Origin of the sequence: Oribacterium sp. NK2B42 (genome assembly GCF_000424445.1) — a bacterium.
Lineage (GTDB): Bacteria > Bacillota > Clostridia > Lachnospirales > Lachnospiraceae > Oribacterium.
On record NZ_KE384187.1, the window covers coordinates 259669 to 279660 of the forward strand.

At 44.7% G+C, this 19992-nt stretch carries 17 protein-coding genes; 15 read left to right on the plus strand and 2 right to left on the minus strand.

Going from position 1 to position 19992, the window contains the following annotated elements; all coding sequences use genetic code 11:
- Positions 1–108 precede the first annotated feature (108 nt).
- Both G625_RS0115840 and G625_RS0115845 read left to right on the plus strand, forming a co-directional pair.
- Positions 109–483 (plus strand): CidA/LrgA family protein, encoded by a 375-nt coding sequence (locus tag G625_RS0115840; RefSeq protein ID WP_029201874.1) that lies wholly within the window; start codon positions 109–111, stop codon positions 481–483.
- Positions 480–1190, plus strand: coding sequence for an LrgB family protein (locus G625_RS0115845; protein ID WP_029201875.1), 711 nt, complete (start codon positions 480–482; stop codon positions 1188–1190). Before G625_RS0115840 ends, G625_RS0115845 begins: the two co-directional genes overlap by 4 nt.
- 221 nt (positions 1191–1411) lie before the next feature.
- Here the strand turns inward: G625_RS0115845 and G625_RS0115850 are convergent, their stop codons facing one another.
- Positions 1412–3166 carry a L,D-transpeptidase gene (locus tag G625_RS0115850; RefSeq protein WP_084152945.1) on the minus strand — a complete coding sequence of 585 codons (1755 nt, stop codon included), beginning with the start codon at positions 3164–3166 and terminating at the stop codon, positions 1412–1414.
- Positions 3167–3373: 207 nt separating this feature from the next.
- Here G625_RS0115850 and G625_RS0115855 point away from each other — a divergent pair, with 207 nt between their 5' ends.
- The 7 genes from G625_RS0115855 to G625_RS0115885 all read left to right on the plus strand — a co-directional run bounded on the left by G625_RS0115855 (position 3374) and on the right by G625_RS0115885 (position 10375).
- The gene (locus G625_RS0115855; protein WP_029201877.1) at positions 3374–4486 is read left to right on the plus strand and encodes a DegT/DnrJ/EryC1/StrS family aminotransferase; all 1113 of its coding nucleotides are present in this window, start codon (positions 3374–3376) and stop codon (positions 4484–4486) included.
- A 10-nt stretch (positions 4487–4496) separates the two neighbouring features.
- Positions 4497–5519, plus strand: coding sequence for an ATP-grasp domain-containing protein (locus tag G625_RS0115860; protein WP_029201878.1), 1023 nt, complete (start codon positions 4497–4499; stop codon positions 5517–5519).
- Between the two features lie 122 nt (positions 5520–5641).
- Positions 5642–6355 carry a glycosyltransferase family 2 protein gene (locus G625_RS0115865; RefSeq protein ID WP_029201879.1) on the plus strand — a complete coding sequence of 238 codons (714 nt, stop codon included), beginning with the start codon at positions 5642–5644 and terminating at the stop codon, positions 6353–6355.
- A 5-nt stretch (positions 6356–6360) separates the two neighbouring features.
- The gene (locus G625_RS0115870) at positions 6361–7626 is read left to right on the plus strand and encodes a lipopolysaccharide biosynthesis protein (RefSeq protein ID WP_029201880.1); all 1266 of its coding nucleotides are present in this window, start codon (positions 6361–6363) and stop codon (positions 7624–7626) included.
- Positions 7627–7636: 10 nt separating this feature from the next.
- Positions 7637–8569 (plus strand): glycosyltransferase family 2 protein, encoded by a 933-nt coding sequence (locus G625_RS0115875; RefSeq protein WP_044933115.1) that lies wholly within the window; start codon positions 7637–7639, stop codon positions 8567–8569.
- Positions 8570–8619: 50 nt separating this feature from the next.
- Positions 8620–9087, plus strand: coding sequence for a DUF2304 domain-containing protein (locus tag G625_RS20460; RefSeq protein WP_084152946.1), 468 nt, complete (start codon positions 8620–8622; stop codon positions 9085–9087).
- Positions 9074–10375 (plus strand): acyltransferase family protein, encoded by a 1302-nt coding sequence (locus G625_RS0115885; RefSeq protein ID WP_029201882.1) that lies wholly within the window; start codon positions 9074–9076, stop codon positions 10373–10375. Before G625_RS20460 ends, G625_RS0115885 begins: the two co-directional genes overlap by 14 nt.
- 101 nt (positions 10376–10476) lie before the next feature.
- On the opposite strand, the gene G625_RS20465 is transcribed toward G625_RS0115885, so the two are convergent.
- The gene (locus G625_RS20465) at positions 10477–11952 is read right to left on the minus strand and encodes a DUF2142 domain-containing protein (RefSeq protein WP_049895958.1); all 1476 of its coding nucleotides are present in this window, start codon (positions 11950–11952) and stop codon (positions 10477–10479) included.
- A 296-nt stretch (positions 11953–12248) separates the two neighbouring features.
- Here G625_RS20465 and G625_RS0115895 point away from each other — a divergent pair, with 296 nt between their 5' ends.
- The 6 genes from G625_RS0115895 (at position 12249) to G625_RS0115925 (ending at position 19814) form a co-directional block, all read left to right on the plus strand.
- Positions 12249–13433 (plus strand): acyltransferase family protein, encoded by a 1185-nt coding sequence (locus tag G625_RS0115895; RefSeq protein ID WP_029201883.1) that lies wholly within the window; start codon positions 12249–12251, stop codon positions 13431–13433.
- Between the two features lie 510 nt (positions 13434–13943).
- A complete protein-coding gene (locus G625_RS0115905; RefSeq protein WP_029201884.1) occupies positions 13944–14759 on the plus strand; it encodes an ABC transporter permease in 816 nt (271 codons plus the stop codon).
- A gap of 175 nt (positions 14760–14934) precedes the next feature.
- The gene (locus G625_RS20470) at positions 14935–15684 is read left to right on the plus strand and encodes a lysophospholipid acyltransferase family protein (RefSeq protein WP_049895959.1); all 750 of its coding nucleotides are present in this window, start codon (positions 14935–14937) and stop codon (positions 15682–15684) included.
- A 33-nt stretch (positions 15685–15717) separates the two neighbouring features.
- Entirely contained in the window at positions 15718–16860 is a 1143-nt protein-coding gene (gene pheA, locus G625_RS0115915; protein WP_029201885.1) for a prephenate dehydratase, read from the plus strand.
- A gap of 14 nt (positions 16861–16874) precedes the next feature.
- A complete protein-coding gene (locus G625_RS0115920) occupies positions 16875–19094 on the plus strand; it encodes an RNA degradosome polyphosphate kinase (RefSeq protein ID WP_029201886.1) in 2220 nt (739 codons plus the stop codon).
- Positions 19095–19112: 18 nt separating this feature from the next.
- Entirely contained in the window at positions 19113–19814 is a 702-nt protein-coding gene (locus G625_RS0115925; RefSeq protein ID WP_029201887.1) for a response regulator transcription factor, read from the plus strand.
- The last annotated feature ends 178 nt before the right edge of the window (positions 19815–19992 follow it).

The following is a 19992-nucleotide window of genomic DNA, read 5'->3' on the forward strand; positions in this document are numbered from 1 at the left end:
ATCATCTTGTTTTGATGTTTGCAGTGGACTATGCTTTCTCTGTTATTATTCTGAGACCTGTCATCACAGATCTGTAAATAAACATTATCAAAAGAAGGTGTATTTAAAATGAAATATGTAAAAGAGGTGGCATGGATCATGGCTTTCACCTTTATCGGGGAGGCTCTGAACAAACTGCTGCCATTACCGATTCCAGCGGGGGTTTACGGGCTTGTCCTGCTGCTTGCCGGGCTCATTACAGGAATAGTAAAGCTTGAGGATGTAGAAACAACCGGAGGATTTCTACTTGATACCATGACGCTAATGTTTATTCCCGCTGCTGTTGGAATCATGAGCGTGACGGACATTCTTCTTCCTGTACTTGTGCCCTATCTTGTGATCATCATATCTTCAACCGTTATCGTAATGACTGTTACAGGCATCGCGGCATCATTGATCCTCAGGCGGTCTGAAAAAAAGGAATATAAGGAGGCTGCGGAATGAAAGAAACACTGATAAGTGCCGTAGCAGGCTCCGACTATTTCGGACTATTTCTCAGCATCGGCCTTTTCATTATTGCCCTGAAACTTAAAGCCAGGTTTAAATTTGCCATACTGAACCCTTTGCTGGTCTCGACGGTACTTTGCATAATTGTTCTTGTGGTGCTGGACATTCCCTACGAAACCTACCGCGACAGCGCAAAGATGCTTAGTTACCTTCTGACTCCGGCTACGGTATGTCTGGCGGTGCCAATGTATAAGCAGTTGAAACTTCTCAAGGATAATCTGGCTGCTGTGGCCATCGGAATCATGACCGGAACCTGCTGCTCCATTCTGAGCATTCTGGCTATGGGAAAGCTTTTTGGTCTCACCGATGACCACATAGCAACATTACTTCCCAAGTCCATCACAACCGCCATAGGCATGGGCGTATCGGAGGAAGCCGGAGGCATAGTGACTCTGACGGTTGCGGCAATCATCATAACAGGAATCCTCGGAAACATGATAGCCGAGAACATTTTCGAGATCTTCCATATCGAACATCCGGTGGCAAAAGGCCTGGCTCTCGGAACCTCAGCCCATGCGGTAGGAACCGCAAAGGCTCTGGAGCTTGGAGAGGTTGAAGGGGCCATGAGTTCACTAAGCATCTGTGTAGCCGGAATACTTACTGTTATTCTTGTTCCTTTGGTAAGTGGGACACTTCTTTGGTGATATAACCTACAAAAGCCACCGTGAATTTGGGTGACCAATACGACTTCAGGAATTATGATGAGTTCATAGTGTTTTGATTATCAATATACCTTTTCATAAAAACCAGAGCTTCTGTCTCGATTACGGGACGGAAGCTCTGGTTTTTTCATTTTTTATTTGGAAACTCGTTTGATAATACAAAAAACAGGAGGGAAAATTCCCTCCTGTCCAATATGTAAGTTTTACTGTGGCTCTCCACTTGTCTCGGTAGCGGCCTCGGCAGCGGCAGCTTCTGCGGCAGCCTTAGCGGCAGCGTCCTGAGCAGCTGTTACTACAGGATCTGTAGGATCGAAGGTCTGGTTCCTCGGGATAGCCTGCTGGATAGCATCCTTCTCGATAGGACCTTTGTCCCACTTATCATTGTACACAGTAACGGTTGTGCCGTTCGGACAGTTGTTGTAGATCCATGCACAGTCTACAGCACGGAGACGGATACATCCGCCTGACATGGAGTCATCCATGTAGTTATAGTAAATGGCATCCATTGTGTTGTAGTCGGGTCTTGAGTAAAGCAGTGAGTGAAGCAGGTAGTGACCCTTGAATCTTGAAAGGAACTGGCAGTAGCAGTCTGTATGCATGAAGTGCCATCTGTACTTCTCGTAAATGCTGAAGGAACCGATAGGAGTATCATCACCTACCGTTACCATGAGAGTCTTGTAAGGAATTGTAAAGTTTCCTGAAGAATCCTGTGCAAGAACGTACATGGTTCTGGTTGCCTTGTTAATTCTGATAGCATAAGCTCCCGGATTACCCATGATGCCTGAAAGATCACGAAGAGCAACACCGTTTTCATCGAAGTAGATGTTGTAGCCGTTGATCTCATTCCAGCCGGTTACCGCAACACCGTTGTTGAAGTAATACTGGTTGGATTCCCCGTCGAAGCCCCATCCTGTATAGGAACGTCCATCAGCTGTTACGTAAACAGTACCTGATGAGGTATGGAAAACACCCTCGTTGGAAGCATTGGCCATAGGCTTCTCTGTTGAATCATAGAATTGAACGCCCTTCTTCCAGAGAGCAAGCTTGATGCCTACGATATAACGGTCATCACCGATGGAACCTACTGCCTGACCCTCCTTAGCCCAGTCAGTAACAGTGCCGTCGTTAAGAACTGCTCTGTAGTAAAGATCGCCGAGGTTGTGAGTATAACCCTTTACACGAATCTGAAGTGCTGAAACGATACCCTGGTTAGGTGTAGCCTCCTTTGAGGTTGCCCATGGACCCCAGCCGGTGTCCTTTGAGAAGGTTCTGTAGTACCATCTTCCTACGTTTGCGTGCTCAAGCATGAAGCTTGTGAAACCGATGGAAGAATATGCGAAGGAATCATTCTTTGAGGTTGTACCCCAGTCGATACGCTTTCCTGCTCCGTCATAGATGAAGTAGGAACCGAGCGGTACCAGGTTAAGAACCGGATCTGCATCCATGTTTCCCTCGTTAGGAGTTGTCATATAATTGTAACGGATGCCCTCAACGTCTGTGGGATCAACTACAGGAAGTGTTTTTGAGCTTGAGCTTACGCCGCTTGCTGCAACTGCTCCTGTTGACTGAGTTGTTGTGGCAGCAGGAAGAGTTGAGCCTGTTGTACCGGTGCTCTCGGTTGGTGCTACGGTAGTCTCAGTGGTTGTTCCAGGATCTGTAGTAGTGATGGTGCCATCACCTGTAGGTCCTGCAACCGCACCCGGTGTAATGGTTTCAACAGAAGAATCCTGAATAACTGCTGCAGGCTGAGTCTCGGCTACAACTGTACCTGAGGTTAATGCAGGATCAGCTGATGTGATAACATTGCTTGAAATAGCAGATGAGCCTGTGTTGTCCTCTGTGATCTCAAACAGAGGAGTGAGATTGTCGCCGGGAGTTGCAGCAAGTACTGACATGGGCTGAGCCATCATGGTAGCCGCTGCTGCAAGGATAGCGACAGTACGTTTCATACTAATCATTTTTTATCCTCCAATAATATGGAAACTATTTCCTTATTAAAAAATGCACGCCTACACTTTAACACAAGCTCTTGGAAAGTGCTAGACGGGATTTACTTTTTATAGGGCATATTATAAAATCGTAAAGTATTGGCAACAAACCTTATCTGTTTTTTATAAAATATTTCAATCAGAAGCATTATGATAAGGAAGAATTTTGGAGATAAAATGTCAGATATAGATAAAAACATCATAAATGTAACTAAAGCCAGTCTTCCGCCTCTGGATGAATACACTCAGATGCTGAGGGATATATGGGATTCTGCATGGCTTACCAACATGGGTAAGTACCACGAAGAGCTGAAGGAAAAGCTTACAGACTACCTCAAGGTGGGCTCCCTGCAGCTGTTTGTCAACGGCCACAGCGCCCTTGAGTTCCTGATTCAGGCCATGGAGCTTTCCGGAGAGGTCATTACCACTCCGTTTTCTTTTGCGTCCACTACCCACGCCATCGTGAGAAACGGACTGAAGCCGGTTTTCTGTGACATTAATTTAAAGGATTACACCATCGATACGGACAAGCTTGAGTCCCTGATAACCGAAAAAACCACTGCCATAGTTCCTGTGCATGTTTACGGCAATGTCTGCGACGTGGAAAAGATTCAGGAAATCGCAGATAAGCATCACCTCAGGGTTCTTTATGATGCTGCCCACACCTTTGGTGAAGAATATAAAGGAAAGGGAGTCGGTACCTTCGGAGATGCCTCCATGTTTTCCTTTCATGCCACCAAGGTTTTCAATTCCATTGAAGGCGGCGCTGTCACCACAGGAGAAAAGAACGAGAAGCTCATGGCAAAGCTTTATGAGCTTAAAAACTTCGGAATTCTCGGACAGGAGGAGGTGGCTTCCGTAGGCGGAAACGGCAAGATGAATGAATTCGCCGCCGCCATGGGGATCTGCAATCTCCGCCACGTGGATGAGTATATCGCAAGACGTAAGACAGTATTTGAGAGATATATGGAGAATCTCAGTGGCGTTCCGGGAATCATCCTTCCCGAGGAAAATCCGGACCTTAAGTCGAATTATGCCTACATGCCGGTGCGTTTCCATGAGTTCGGAAAATCCAGAGATGAGGTCTGGACAGCACTTAAGGGCGGCAATGTTAATGCCCGTAAGTATTTCTATCCATGCATCAATGCCTACGGCTGCTACAGGGATCAGTATGATGTTAATGATACTCCCCGGGCGCTTCTCGCATCTCTTGAGATCCTTACACTTCCGATCTATCCGGATCTGAGCCTTGAGGATGTGGACCGTATCTGCATGATGATACTTAACTGAGGAGAACAAAATGACAGAACAAAGAACAGCGCTGGTCACCGCCATCGGCTCCTTTTCCGCAGACGCGGTTATCAGGAGTCTTCACGAGATGGGCTATAAGGTAGTGGGCAGCGATATATATGATAAGGAATGGGTTGCTGCATCCCTTGATGTGGACGTGTTTTACAAGGCTCCCTACGCAAGTGATGAAGAAGCCTACATTTCCTTTATAAAAAAGGTATGTGAGGAGGAGCAGGTGGACCGTATCCTTCCTCTTATCGATGTGGAGATTGACGTACTTAACCGTCACAGAGAAGAGATTGAGAATGACAGGGTTGCTATCTGCATGTCCGGAAAGGAAGCCATCGAGGTTCTCAGAGACAAATATCTCATGAGCCGTCTCGTGGAAGGCGTTCTTAATGAGATAGAGGAGCCCGAGGTAAAGGGCGCTGTCAGGATCATCCCCACAAAGCTCGCCGAGGAGGTGGACTTTGAACAGGTCACTTATCCTCTGATCCTTAAGCCCGTGGACGGAAGAAGCTCCGGTGGACTCTACCGCATCTACCATGAGGATCAGCTGGGCTTTGCATTTTCAAACATCATCGATCCAGAAAAGCTGAACGACACAAATCTCACGAGATACATCGTCCAGCCTATGATCAAGGGTAATGTTATCACCGTGGACATCCTTCGTGACACTAAGGGGAACTGCAGGGCGGTACCGAGAGAGGAGCTTCTCCGTACGGCAAACGGTGCAGGACTCAGCGTAAGGATCATGGAGGATGAGGTGCTTCAGAATGTATGCTGCAGGATAGCGGAGCGCGCCGATATCACAGGCTGCGTTAACTTTGAGTTTATCCGCGGCGAGGGCTCGGGAGTTTATTATTTTGTCGAATGTAATCCACGATTCTCCGGAGGCATAGCCTTTACGGAGCTTTCAGGCGTTCCCATGATAAAGAATCATATGAGGATTTTTGATGGTGAGAAGATGGAAGAACTGCCTAAGCAAAAATGCGGCTTTATGACCAGAAAATATATGGAAATAAAGATGTAGTGTGAAAAATATATTTCATCACTATTTGTGCCGCAGCTTGAAGGCAGAATGGAGATTAATGTGAAAAATACTTTTCAATGCTATATGTGCTGCAGGTCAATTGCGGCGGAATGGAGATCTGTATGGCGGAAGCATTAAAGGAAAATTCAAATAGAGAAAAAGTGCTTTTGGTCATACCTGCCTACAATGAAGCGGAGAATCTTCCGAAGGTTATGGCAGACATAAAAGCGCAGAAGTTCCCCATGGATTACATCATCATTTCCGACGGTTCAACTGACGGTACTGTGGAGCTTTGCGAAAGGGAGCATTATAACTATATATCTCTTCCGGCCAATCTCGGACTTGCAGGCTGCTTCCAGACAGGTATGAAATATGCCTACAGAAAGGGCTACAGCTACGCCGTTCAGTTTGACGGAGACGGACAGCATCGCGCCGAGGATATAGAATCCCTGTATGAGAAGATGAAGGATGGGGATTTTGACATAGTTCAGGGTTCCCGCTTTTTGGAAAAGAAAAAGGGCGGATCAATGAGGGAGATAGGCTCCAGGCTCATATCCATGGCCATAAAGATCACCACCGGAAAAACCATCACAGATCCCACCTGCGGATTAAGGATGTACAGCAGCCGCGTGATTGACAGCTTTGCCAACAGACTGAATTACGGTCCGGAACCGGATACCATTTCGTTTTTGATAAAAAAGGGTGCAAAGGTAACCGAGGCTCCCGTAACTATAGATGACAGACTGGCGGGAGAATCCTATCTGAAGCCCATGAATGCAATGAAATATATGGCAAGGATGCTCATATCCATACTGGTCATCCAGAGCAGCAGGTAAGATTCATGAAAAATATCATTACTGAATCAAACAGGGATTTTATATGGAATGCGCTGGGCAGTCTCATCTATGCAATGGCCTCCATCGTGCTTGCCTTTGCGGTGATACGAATCGCAGGCCCCTCGGAGGGAGGAATATTCGGCTTCGGCTTCTCCACCCTCGGACAGCAGATGTTCATCATTTCCTACTTCGGCATCAGACCGTTTCATATAACTGACATGAAAAGGCAGTTCAGCTTTTCTGATTATCTTCTTACGAGACGGATCACCTCGATGCTTGCTTTTTTGGGAAGCATTTTGTTTGTCAGTATACAGATTGTAGAAGGAAATTATGATATCCATAAGTCACTTATTCTTGTGCTGCTGTCTTTATATAAGATCATAGACGGTTATGCCGATGTTTATGAGTCAGAGCTTCAGAGGCAGGAAAAGCTGTATAGAACCGGACAATCTCTAGCATTTCGAACAAGTCTTTCGGTTATGACATTGCTTCTTGTACTGCTTGTGTCGGGAAATCTTCTGATCGCGGTTGCGGCAGCAGATGTGATGCAGATAATGGGAACAAGACTTTTTGCGGTGAGAGTTCTCGGAAAGGGACTCGCACCGACGGCTCATGAATTTAAAAAAGCCTATGAGCTCATTTCTTCGACAGCCCTTTTGTTCCTAAGTGTTTTCGTGGACTTTTACATTTTCTCGGCCTCAAAGTATGCCATTGACGCCGAGCTTTCGGATGCGGCTTCCGGGTACTTTAATGTACTTTTTATGCCCACATCCTTTATTTATCTCATCGCGAATTTTCTTATCAGGCCGATGCTTACAAAGCTTGCGACCTACTACAGCGAGAAAAACAAGAAGGCTTTTGATCATACATGCATTTATATGGTAAAGGCGGTTGCGGCATTAAGTGTTTTGATACTGGTTCTGACCTTTATCTTCGGACGTTTCGGCCTCGGAATATTTGAATTTCTTCTGGGACCTTCCGCTGATGGAAAGCTTCGGTCCGAATTCATGACCTTTGTACTTCTCATAGCCGGCGGCTCGCTTTATGCCTTTGCCAATGTCATGTACTACATTCTCGTGACCGTTCGTAAACAGCTTCAGATTTTTATAGGATATGTGATGACGGCTGCGGTGGCAGTATTAACCGCAGGCCCCATGGTCAGGACACAGGGTATGTTCGGAGGCGCCCTTAACTATGTTATGCTAATGTCTATACTGACGGTAATCTTTTCGGCTTATACTTTTGTTTCAACCAGGGACATCAGTAAATAAAGGAATGCTAATGAAAACAGTTGATGTTATCATCCCGACCTACAAACCGGGATCCAAGTTCATAAGGCAGCAGGAGATGCTCCGCAGGCAGACTTATCCTGTAAACCGTGTGATCATCGTTAACACGGAAGAAAAATACCTGGACATAAGTCTCCTCCGGGATTATGACAGTGTTTCCGTGACGAACATTTCTGCTGAAGAATTTGATCATGGAGCCACCAGAAATCTCGGGGTTTCCAAATCCCGTGCGGATTATTTTCTTATGATGACGGACGATGCGGTGCCGAAGGATGAATATCTGATTGAAAATCTTGTCAGGATGATGGAGTCATCACAGGAAAAGGAAATCGGTGCGGTTTACGGAAGGCAGCTTGCGACTGGAGAGAGCTCGGAGGATGAGAAGTATTCGAGAAGCTTCAACTATCCCGGAAAGTCCTTTGTGAAAACCGTAGAGGATCTGCCGCGTCTTGGCATCAAGACCTATTTTGAGTCCAATGTCTGCTGCCTTTACAGAAGAGATGTTTTTGACAGGCTTGGTGGATTTATTGACCATACTATCTTTAATGAGGATATGATCTACTGCTGCAAGATGCTTAAGGCGGGTTTCGCCAGTGCCTATTGTGCCGAAGCAGCGGTTTTTCATGCACATAATTACACCGGCATGCAGCAGCTGAGAAGAAACTTCGATCTCGGGGTTTCCCAGGCGGATCATCCGGAGGTATTCGGTGGTCTTAAGTCAGAAGGAGAAGGCATCAAACTTGTCAAGGGTAATGCGGCTGCACTTATGAAAAAGGGAAAGCTTTTTTCTGTTGTGAGGCTTATATGGATTTCCGGCTGCAAGTATATAGGCTTCCGGCTTGGAAAAAATTATAAGAAGCTTTCAAAGAAAACCATAATGAGATTTACAATGAACAAAAATTATTGGGGACCTATGGGCCGTTGACTGTATGACGAAAAAGCCCAAAAAAACTTTTGCTTAGGAGAGATAGTATTATGATGACGCCGCTTTTCAGAGCTGTGCTGGTGGTTGCATCTGTCGGAACCCTGACAGTGGTACTTAACCGTATACACAAGGCAAAACTGAATATTGAGGATTCTATCTTCTGGATACTTCTGGTGTTCATGTTTGTGGTGTTTGCGGTATTCCCTGTAGTGCCAGATACATTGGCAGGACTTCTCGGAATCTACAGTACTGCCAACTTCCTGTTCCTCTTCATGATATTTATCCTCATCATGAGACTTTTTTCCATGAGCATGAGGGTGAGCTCTCTTGAGGACAAGCTCAGAAATCTGGTTCAGGAGCTGGCACTTAAGGAAAAGAATGAAGTGGATGAGAAGACATTGAAATCCACAGCTGATCGGGAAGTCTCTTCAGTGAGGGTTCAGGAAAGACTTGAGGATAAAAATCTGTCAGAAGAAATCCATACATCAGAACAGGGTGAGGGAAATGACATCAGTTAAGGGCGAGAAACAAAGATATCTTTTATGGGATATATTTAAGGGCTTCGGAATAGTGTTTATCGTTTTCGGGCACACCGGAAAGGTTGGCGGTGCCATAGTATATCTTTTCCATCTGGCTCTTTTCTTTTTTGTCACAGGATACTTTTTTAATGAAGAAAAGTATGGACGGGATCCCTTCAGATATTTCGGAAAACGTATAAAAGGCACCTGGGGAAAGTATATGCTGTATTGCATTTTCTTTGCCATCACCCATAACTTCTGTGTGATACACGGCCTCATGACACCGGGTTCGGTGATATATGACGGACCGGAGTTTCTGAAATCTGTTATGGGCAGTATGGTGTTTGAGAGACCGGAGCTATATTCAGGACCCATGTGGTTCGTGCCTCTGTGGCTTTTGGGATCGGTGCTTTTTGCAGGAGTGATATATCTTTCAAACAGGATTTCAGGAGTTTTTGCCGGTTCCTCTGTGGAAGAGGAAAAAACTCCAAATGATGATGCGGAAAAATCGAAAGTAACTTCCGCAGCGGATTACAAAAGGAGACACAGAGACGAAAAAAAGTTTGTGAATCTCGCGAGTATCCGAAAAAGATCTGTATCACAGGAATACCAGACTGCTAAAAATATCAGCATAGTGATTTTGTCCTTGCTTTGCCTCATCACAGGAATCTATGCAGTAGATAAAGTCATCAACATTCTTTATCATATGGAGCTTGCGTTTGTGATCGAGCCGTTTTTTGCTTTTGGATATTTCATGAAGAAATACCTTCCGGACTGGCAGGAAAAACCGGGATGGCCCATAATGATTCCGGCAGTGGTATTGATCTTCTTCATCTTCAATAAATTTATAGATGCGGGGATATGGTTCGATCTTGCAAGCCAGGATATCTTTGGCTGCTGGTATTATGCTGGCGGAGTTCTGGGCATCATCTTTACCATCATGCTTTCAAAGCTTGTTGAGAGGGTGGAGGTTAATGATAAGCTCCCGGAAGACAGTAAGCTTAGAGCGTGTCCTTTGTTTACCTGGGGACCGAATCCGGTGGCAGCGTTTCTTGCAGCTGCCGGAAGATACAGCTTCGATATCATGGCGCTCCACATCTTTGTTTTCAAGATGCTGGATATGCTGCTTAGGAAATTCTACTACAGGGATCCGGTTATGGATCTGTCACAGTATCCTTCACCTTTATCTCAGCAGTGGTGGGTGCTGTACCTGGTGGTGCCGGTGCTGGTACCGATGCTCGTGGGCATCATGATTGACAGAATAAAGAGAAGGATACGAGGGAAATAGTCCCATAGGATCTTTGAGCTGGTACAGCGTTTATTATATTTTAGACACTTCTATATACAGTTTCTTATGGCTGCTTATATTTTGGATGAATAGTCATCTGATTATATTAATCTTGAAACGACAGTATGGTAGCATCCGGCGAGGACTATTCCATCCATCACAATTTCTAAAAGAAGAAATAGTTTTGGGATTGCTGCTGTTAGGTTTTGGGAAAGCCCTTTTCCCGATATGGTGTTAAGTTTTTCGATAAGACTTTTGATCCACTTTGATCGGAAGCAAAGGAGCAGTACCGGCAGATATGGGAGGAAGTATCGTCCCTGGATGCCTAAGATGTAGAAGGTGTCCGCCGGGGTGTAGGAAAGCAGCATGCTGGTGAGCAGTATAAAGGTCAGGAAAATAACGGTTCCTGCCATGATAAGTCTTTTCCATATTTCCGGAACAGGTTCTTCATGGTCATATGCTCCGGTGAGGATTGCGCCTATCCAGAATACAAAAAGGAAAGGGGTTGGCGTTGAGAGCCCTCTGTCAAAGGCGCCCAGCCACATGCCGACTGTGGTGCCCAGATACTGGGTACCCAGGATCTGGAAGGTGTTTCTGATGATGCGGAATACTAAGGTCTTATCCCGGATGAGTTCCGAAAGGTCATGGAGCTTTACGGTATTTACCTCTCCCGAAGAAGTGAGTTCCGGTGCCTGAGTCACGCCGGAAGCATTGACATAACGGAGTACTTCGCGGAGATTCACAAGGACTATGGAGCCGATTATAAGTGCCCCGATAAGAAGAACTGTCATGCCCCATCTCATAAGGCTTGGCTTTTTCCACTTTTTAATCGGGATCATAAGACACAGGGCAAAAAGCGTTGCGTAGATCATCTTGCAGGGAGAAAGAAGTACCGCCAGAATTCCCATCTCTGCGATATCCCTTATGGTGATAGTCCGGTATTCACTTCCGATGGCGTGGTCAAGGATTACCGCCGTAAGGTAAAAGCTCAGCGCTATGATGTAGGAGTCGTAGCTGTAGCTTCCCGTGATTTCAAGGGTCATGGGGAAAAGAGATACTGCAAAAAACACTTTCTTTCCGACGGGAGTCCTTTTCACGGACAGCGCTCCGAGAACCGAGAAAAGCAATAGGTTCATAAACCTTCCCAGAAACAAAAGTCCGAAGGCGCTGAGGTGAAGGAGTCTTGCCAGAGTGATTCCCAGGGCAGGCATAAGATATGCAAGGGGCGTTGTTGCCACCGGCTGCTGCAGCGTAATGCTTTCACCTTCTTCTCTTACGCCGAAGAAGCCATAAGCCTGTATTTCTTTGTAAACCGAGGAGTTCAGTGTCTGGCCGAATACAGTTGCTTTGTTCCAGTCATTGTCGCCTGGCCAGTTTACGATGTACTCATCCTCTTTTCGTATGATGACATTTCCGTCTGTGTCCCTTGAGGGCTTAAGCATTAGCTTGTTTGAAAGCTCGTAGGCTCCGACAAAATGAAGTACTTCGTCCGGTGCCGAAAGCGGCGGGAGCACTGCTGTGAAAAGCATGCCCATTAAAAGAACTGTCAGAAAATATATCTTATATAGTTTAAGCATCCGATATATGCCCCCTAAATTTCATAATACTTCTAAACATTGAAAGCATATCATATTAGGGGTGGCAGTTAAACTCTTATATCCACCCGTCCGGAAAATGCAAGGGATGTACTCTCAACTCGCAAGCCTAGGCACCCATCCCTTGCATTTTCCTCTGTTGCTGATAAAATATACGGGCATTGTTGCTCATATCACTTGTTTATTGTGGATTGGATATGTTATTAGTAAAGTTATCTAAATAGAAGCATATCAGGTATGGCTTTTTATGAAACAGATAACTTTTTTAAGAGGTTTTTATGTCAGAGAAATCAGCTTCAAAGAGGCTTTATTATCTTGATTCAGTTAAGTATATTTTTTGTCTTATTATTTTCTGGGCTCATTTTACAGGTGTGTTCTGGACCATGTGTGAGGTTAAACCGGATCTGAAGCCGGGGTTTCAGGTGCTTTTTCATCCACCGCTTTCGATACTTGTGGATTCAAATCTTGCACTTTACGGTTTCTGCATGCTGGCAGGGTTCCTTGCTGCACATAAAAAGATAAAGTCTGTAAAAGAACTGGTGATACAGTTTATAACAAGATATGTTCGGTTTGTGGTTCCGTTTTTCTTTATTAACCTGATCGCATTTTTGATTTATTACACCATAGGTTTCCCTACGGTCGTTTCAAGCCAGCTTCTTCATAACAGCTGGGTAGGTACCTATTACAATCATGCGCCGACTCTTAAGGAACTCATTACCGCTTCACTCACCATGAGTGGAGAACTTAATGGTCCTTTATGGATGATGAAGTACATCTTCTTCGGAACATGCTTTATCTTTATATATAATTTTGTAAGGGGCCTTATAGAAAAGAAGAATGCTTCTATAGGGGCGGTTAAAATACCGCTTGTTATTTATGATATCGCCTGTCTCGTTGTTTTGATTTACAGCTTTTTCCATCTGCCGGAGCCAAATTTTTTCCACTTTCATCTGGTGCTCCTTGGGGTAGTGTTGAAGCGGGCAAATGAACTTATAAGAAAGGATATTGATATCTTCTTTCTGATTATGGCGCTGCTGCCCGTTTTTCTTGATGCCGGCGGACTTAACAGAATAGTTTATCCCTTCATGAATGCGCATTTTTCGGCAGCAAGCGAATACTTCAAGTGGAGCATGTACTGGGTAATAGGCTTCAGCTTTTTCCTGATTCTTGGAATCATGCATTCACCTATACTGCAAAAAGCGTTGGAGATAAAACCATTGAGAATTCTGGCTCCATCCAATTTCTCCATTTACCTTGTGCATTTTCCGCTCATTACCTGCTTTTCTCTTCACCTCTATGTCCTGATGGTAAACCGAATATCCTACAGCAAGGAATTCATAGTTCTCGCAGTTGCCACATTCATAGCCTTATTTGTAGTGGCATGGGTTTATGAGAAAACAGTTGGAAAGATTCAAAACAAAGTGATCAAAACGATAAATGATAGGATAAAGAATGACGGCTGATCACAAATCATGGGATAATTGACTTGCGAATGTATGTTTGCTACAATTTGAGATGTGCTACCAGTACAAAACGGTAGGCGGTTAGCTCTCTGTCAGGAGGGCTTTGGAAGACCCTCCGGAAAGGAGGGCGCTATGGTGACTTACAGTGATATATTCCAGCTTGGAATTTTAATTGTAGCTATTATTAGTCTTGTTTATAAGATAACAAAAAAGTAACCGCCCTCAGCCTCGCAAACTGAACAGTTACTTTTTTAACTAATCATTTGAGAGCTAACCGTCTGCCGGTAGCACTTCTTTTCAATTAGTATGATAACATCGTTGTTTACCTTAGTCAATACAGCCTCCGGGTTAGGACGTAGTAATAGATTACGAAGGAACTGTCTTATTTACATATTATCTCTGAATGACATGTTTTTATAAATATTCGATTAGAATAATGTGATATAATAGGTTATTAAGAATTTTCGAGGAGCAGATAGAAAGGCATTCGGAAAATGCCTTTATGAATATATGAAATATTTAAAAGAACTGATAAAGGATATCATCGGGAGAAGGAGGATGATCCTGGATCTTGCCAAGTCGGATTTCCGGAAAAGATTTGTGGGATCCTATTTCGGAATCATCTGGATGTTTGTCCAACCTCTCGTGACTGTAGTTATCTATGCTTTTATTTTTGGACCCTACGGCTTCAAATCGGCGCCGCCGGTTCCCAATACAAGCTACGTGATCTGGCTCATCCCCGGACTGGTTCCATGGTTTTACTTCAGCGAAGCCATGAATACCATAACCGGAATACTTCATGAGTACAGCTATCTCGTGAAGAAGGTTGTATTTCCGGTGGAGCTTTTGCCCATCATAAAGCTTGCATCCTGCTTTTTTGTACATCTTTGTTTTATAGCTATCATGCTGGCGGCATATTTGATCTCCGGAAGGATGCCGGAGCCAAGCTGGATACAGATTTTCTACTACAGCTTTGCGGCTTCCGTTCTGGCACTTGGACTCGGTTATCTTACAAGCGCCGTTAATGTCTTCTTCAAAGACATGCAGCAGATTGTGGGGATAATGCTTCAGTTCGGCATCTGGATGTGCCCCATCATGTATGATGAGACCTTGTTCACAAGCCGTGCACCCTGGGTCGGAACAGTACTTAAGTTAAACCCGTTTTATTACATAGTCGCAGGGTACCGTGATTCAATGCTTACAGGGGATCTGTTCTGGATGAGACCTACACTGAGCATTTACTTTTGGGCTGTTACCCTCATCATATTTTTCATGGGACTCGGATTCTTTAAACGGGTACGCCCGCATTTTTCCGATGTTCTTTAATGATTGACAGAAACAGTTATGCTTCTCTGGATATCAGAATTCAGAGACATTAACGAATAAACTTATAAGGAAAGAATCTTTACGGATTCTTTTGAAGCGTTCAAAGCCGCGTGACTCCTGCGATTGTGAAAATCGCAGGCAGTCAGTACGAAGAGTCAAGATTCAGGAGGAATTCATGATATACACAATATTTGCATTGGCACATTTGATCTTTTTCTTCACAATTTCTGATATGTTCAATGCCAAAAAAATAGAAAAAATAGAGGACAGAAGAGAAAGATCCCTTGCAACTCTCAATAAGGTGCAGGTGTTGTTTCGCAACATCCTGAATTCCTGCAAGGTTACTTATGATGTTGAAGGAATGGAGAACCTTACAAATATTCCAAAGGAAGAGGGAGTTATGTTTGTGGGTAATCACCGCTCCTATTTTGACGTGGTCATAGGCTACACACTTGTAGACAGACCTACAGGTTTTGTTGCAAAGATAGAGATGCAGAAGATAAAGCCCATGGCAAGATGGATGGACTATGCAGGCTGCCTCATGATAGACAGAAACGATCTCAGGCAGTCCCTTAAGGTTATCCTTACAGCAATAAAGTATGTTAAGGCCGGGATTTCCATTTACATTTATCCCGAAGGAACACGTTCTCGGAGTGAGATGGAGGAAGAAATGCTGCCTTTCAAGGAAGGCTCCTTCAAGATCGCAGAGAAAACCGGCTGCAAGATAGTGCCGATTTCGATGATACACACAAGAGAAGTTCTGGAATCTCATTTTCCTTTTATTCACCCTCAGCATGTTAAGGTAAAGATCGGTGAACCGATACTTATGAGTGAGCTTACGGAAGAAGAAAGAAATCATATCGGAAGCTATGCCAGAGACAAGGTTATAGAGGGCATAAAGGAATTGAAAGCAAAAGAAGCTTAAAGACATAATTCAGAGACTGAAAGGGACCGACACATGGAAAACAAAGAGACACTTCTGGATATCAGGGATCAGCTTGACACCATAGACAGAGACATTACCCTGCTTTACAAGAAACGTATGGATCTCTGTGCCAGGGTTGCTGAAGTAAAGATCAACACCGGAAAAGCAGTTTTTGATCCTGCGAGAGAACAGCAGAAGCTGGATTCGGTAGCGTCTTATCTGGAAAGTGATTTTGACAAGAAGGCAATTAAGGAACTGTATCGTCAGATGATGACTATTTCCCGGAGACTTCAGTTCGGTATCATGACTCAGCAGGTCAAGAACTTTGATTCCGGTTTTTCGAAAATCAGCGAGATAGATAAGACAGGAAAGAAGGCTGTATATCAGGGTGTGGAAGGTGCCTATGCCCAGCTTGCGGCATTTAAATGTTTCGGTACAGATTATGACATAGAAAGCGTTCATACCTGGAAGGACGCAGCGGACATGGTGAAAGCAGGGAAAGCCGACTATGCAGTGATCCCTATCGAAAATTCAAGCCATGGCGTGGTTTCTGACAATTTTGACCTGATGATAAAATATCCTGAACTTGCTATAATAGAGGAAGTAGATTTAAAGGTAGAACATGCACTTATGGGTGTAGAAGGAGCTTCCGTTTCGGGACTTAAGGAAGTGTATTCCCACCCTCAGGCATTGGGACAGTGCAGCGACTTTTTTGATGCCCATCCCGGTATAAAGCCGGTTCCGGTTATCAATACAGCGGTTGCTGCCAAGTACGTGAAAGATAAAGGAGATGCAACTATAGCTGCATTAGCCTCGGAAAGATCTGCCGAGCTTTACGGTCTCAACATTCTTCAGAGATCAGTGAACCGGCAGAAAACCAACACCACAAGATTTCTCGTTATCGGAAAGGACAAGGTTTACACCGATAAGGCAAAGAGGATAAGTCTCTGCTTTGAAGCTCAACACGAGCCGGGAGCTCTGTACAACATCCTCGGAAACTTTATTTTCAATGATGTCAATATGACTATGATCTCATCCCGTCCTATTCCGGAACACATCTTTGAGTATCGCTTTTTTGTTGATATCGAAGGAAGACTTGACATGCCAAATGTTATCAATGCAATTTCCGGCATGGGAGATCAGGTGTCAGAATTAAGGATACTCGGTAACTACTGATAAGGGAGTTTGCCATGGCATTTAATACTAAAAATGTTTTTGATCCGTGTAACTACACAAATCGTGAATTAAGCTGGCTTGACTTTGATGCCCGCTGTCTTTACGAGGCAAGGAATCATGACGAGCCTTTGTTTGAGAGACTTAAATTCCTGAGCATCACTGCTTCCAATCTTGACGAGTTCTTTACCGTCAGAGTAGCTTCTCTCAAGGATCAGGTCAATGCCGGATATCTGAAGAAGGATATAGCCGGAATGACACCGCAGCAGCAGCTGGATGCCATCTCGGAAAAGGTTCAGGGGTTCATGAGCCTGCAGTATTCAACCTATAACAGATCTATACTGCCTGCCCTCAGGAATCAGGGACTTTATCTTATTTCCGAGCATGAAAAGCTTAATGATGCCGAAGCCGGATTCATCGACAAGTACTTTAAGGAGCAGGTATATCCTGTCCTTACACCGGTTGCGGTGGATTCCTCAAGACCCTTCCCGCTGGTACTTAACAGGACTCTGAATATTGCGGCCCTTGTTAAGCCAAAAAAGGTTAAGGGAAAGAGCATTACCGGCAAGAAACACAAAAAGGCTGCCGGACTTGATATGACTCAGGATAACTTTGAGTTTGCAATGGTACAGGTGCCCAATACCCTGCCACGTCTTGTGGAGCTTCCGGAGGAAACCCTGGCAGACGGAAAGAAACAGAGAGTTTTCATATTGCTGGAAGAAATCATTGAGCGTAATATGGGACTGCTTTTTGCAAACTATGAGATAGTCTCTACCCATATGTTCAGAATCATGAGAAATGCCGACCTCAGTATCGACGAAGAGGAGGCAACGGATCTTCTTGAAGAGATAAAGAAACAGCTTAATCAGCGCCGCTGGGGTGAGGTAGTGCGTCTCGAGGTTGATGATACCATAGATAAGCGGCTTCTCAAGGTACTCCGTAAGGAGCTTGGCATTGAAAACAAGAACGATGTCTACAGGATAAACGGTCCTCTGGATCTCACCTTCCTTATGAAGCTTTATAATGTGGAAGGCTTTGAGCATCTGAAGACCCCACAGTATGTTCCGCAGCCGGTACCTGCTCTTGATAATGAGGATTCTATATTCAGATGCATAAGACAGAAGGACATCTTTGAGACCGTACCCTATGAAACCTTTGATTCGGTTGTAAGGCTTATCAAGGATGCCTCAAGGGATCCGGAAACCCTGGCCATAAAGATCACCCTTTACAGAGTGTCGGGTAATTCACCTATAGTAAAGGCTCTGGAGGAGGCAACCGCAAACGGCAAGGACGTCACCGCCCTCGTAGAGCTTAAGGCACGCTTTGACGAAGAGAACAATATCCAGTGGGCGGAACGCCTTGAGAAAGCGGGAGCTCACGTTATATACGGACTTGTGGGACTGAAAACTCACAGTAAGATAGCCCTTGTGGTCCGCAGGGAAAAAGATGGAATCCGCAGGTATGTTCATCTTGCGACCGGAAACTACAATGACAGCACGGCCAAGCTTTATACCGATCTTGGTATCTTCACCTGCCGTCCCGAGTTCGGAGAGGATGCTTCCAATTTCTTCAACATGATCTCCGGATATTCGGAACCCGAGAACTGGAATGAGCTTATCCTGGCACCTTTATGGCTCAGAAAGTGGGTATTGAAAAAAATACGTAAGGAAATAGAGAACGCAAAGAAAGGGCTTCCTGCTAAAATAACAGCAAAGATGAACTCACTCTGCGATCCTGAGGTTATAGGAACTCTTTATGAGGCCAGTCAGGCCGGTGTGGAGATTGACCTTATCGTTCGTGGCATATGCTGTCTGAGAGCCGGCATACCAAAGTTAAGCGATCATATACATGTGAGATCCATAGTCGGATATTTCCTTGAGCATGCCCGCATATTCAGATTTGAAAACGGAGGCAATCCGGAGTATTATCTCGGAAGTGCAGACTGGATGCCCAGAAACCTTGACAGGCGTATAGAGATAGTGTTCCCTGTTCACGATAAAGACATTCAGAACAGACTTCAGCATATCCTGGATCTGGAACTTGCGGATAATGTCAAGGCCTCCATCATGGATGAGAAAGGGGAGTATCATCACCCTGACCTGAGAGGACGAAAGCAGATCAATTCTCAGGAAGTGCAGTGCAAAGAAGCCCTGGAGCAGACAAAAATGCTTAAGAGTCGCAAGAAGTCGGAAAAGAAGTTATTTAAACCTGTAGAACATAAGGACATAAAGAAGTAAAAGACAAAAGGAGTAGTTATGCCACAGATTAATATTCTTGTAGTAGATGATGAAAAGGAGATCGCCGAGCTTGTTGAGATCTATCTGGTGAGCGACGGATATAAGGTTTTCAAAGCCTATAACGCCGATGACGGACTAAGGATCCTGGATGAGCAGGAGATTCACCTGGTACTCCTTGATATCATGATGCCGGGTATGAACGGTCTCGAGATGTGTAAGAAGATACGTGAGAAGTCCAATATCCCCGTTATCATGCTTTCAGCAAAGTCTACAGATCTCGATAAGATCGTGGGACTTACCGGAGGAGCTGACGATTACGTTACAAAGCCCTTTAATCCTCTTGAGCTCACAGCCAGAGTCAAGTCACAGCTTCGCAGATATACACAGTTAAATCCGAACGCTGCCAACCAGTTTACAAACAATGAGATAACCATCCGCAATATGACTATCAATAAGGATAATCATAAGGTTATCATTGACGGAGAGGATATAAAGCTTACACCTATCGAGTTTGATATACTCTTCCTTCTGGCATCTCATCCGGGTAAGGTATTCTCTACAGATGAGATATTTGAGAAGGTATGGAACGAAAAGGTTTATGAGGCCAACAACACAGTTATGGTACATATCCGTCGTCTCCGCGGAAAGATGAAGGAAGACAGCAGAGAAAACAAGATCATTACCACCGTTTGGGGCGTTGGATATAAGATTGAAAAGTGATTTTAAGCCGGACGGAGCACTGCGGACGCAGGAGTTCCTCCGGCTTTATTTGTAGAGTGCTATCGGTGTCATGGGGAACGGTCCTCAATTGCGATTGCCACCTGGGACGGTTCTCAACCGCGAGAACCGTCCCAGGTAGTACACCCATGGCAGAGAACCATTGAAAGGTGAGACAAAG

Coding starts and splice junctions, on each gene's coding strand:
- G625_RS0115840 (WP_029201874.1), top strand. CDS start 109: ATGAAATATGTAAAAGAGGTGGCATGGATCATGGCTTTCACCTTTATC.
- G625_RS0115845 (WP_029201875.1), top strand. CDS start 480: ATGAAAGAAACACTGATAAGTGCCGTAGCAGGCTCCGACTATTTCGGA.
- G625_RS0115850 (WP_084152945.1), bottom strand. CDS start 3,166: ATGATTAGTATGAAACGTACTGTCGCTATCCTTGCAGCAGCGGCTACC.
- G625_RS0115855 (WP_029201877.1), top strand. CDS start 3,374: ATGTCAGATATAGATAAAAACATCATAAATGTAACTAAAGCCAGTCTT.
- G625_RS0115860 (WP_029201878.1), top strand. CDS start 4,497: ATGACAGAACAAAGAACAGCGCTGGTCACCGCCATCGGCTCCTTTTCC.
- G625_RS0115865 (WP_029201879.1), top strand. CDS start 5,642: ATGGCGGAAGCATTAAAGGAAAATTCAAATAGAGAAAAAGTGCTTTTG.
- G625_RS0115870 (WP_029201880.1), top strand. CDS start 6,361: ATGAAAAATATCATTACTGAATCAAACAGGGATTTTATATGGAATGCG.
- G625_RS0115875 (WP_044933115.1), top strand. CDS start 7,637: ATGAAAACAGTTGATGTTATCATCCCGACCTACAAACCGGGATCCAAG.
- G625_RS20460 (WP_084152946.1), top strand. CDS start 8,620: ATGATGACGCCGCTTTTCAGAGCTGTGCTGGTGGTTGCATCTGTCGGA.
- G625_RS0115885 (WP_029201882.1), top strand. CDS start 9,074: ATGACATCAGTTAAGGGCGAGAAACAAAGATATCTTTTATGGGATATA.
- G625_RS20465 (WP_049895958.1), bottom strand. CDS start 11,952: ATGCTTAAACTATATAAGATATATTTTCTGACAGTTCTTTTAATGGGC.
- G625_RS0115895 (WP_029201883.1), top strand. CDS start 12,249: ATGTCAGAGAAATCAGCTTCAAAGAGGCTTTATTATCTTGATTCAGTT.
- G625_RS0115905 (WP_029201884.1), top strand. CDS start 13,944: ATGAAATATTTAAAAGAACTGATAAAGGATATCATCGGGAGAAGGAGG.
- G625_RS20470 (WP_049895959.1), top strand. CDS start 14,935: ATGATATACACAATATTTGCATTGGCACATTTGATCTTTTTCTTCACA.
- pheA (WP_029201885.1), top strand. CDS start 15,718: ATGGAAAACAAAGAGACACTTCTGGATATCAGGGATCAGCTTGACACC.
- G625_RS0115920 (WP_029201886.1), top strand. CDS start 16,875: ATGGCATTTAATACTAAAAATGTTTTTGATCCGTGTAACTACACAAAT.
- G625_RS0115925 (WP_029201887.1), top strand. CDS start 19,113: ATGCCACAGATTAATATTCTTGTAGTAGATGATGAAAAGGAGATCGCC.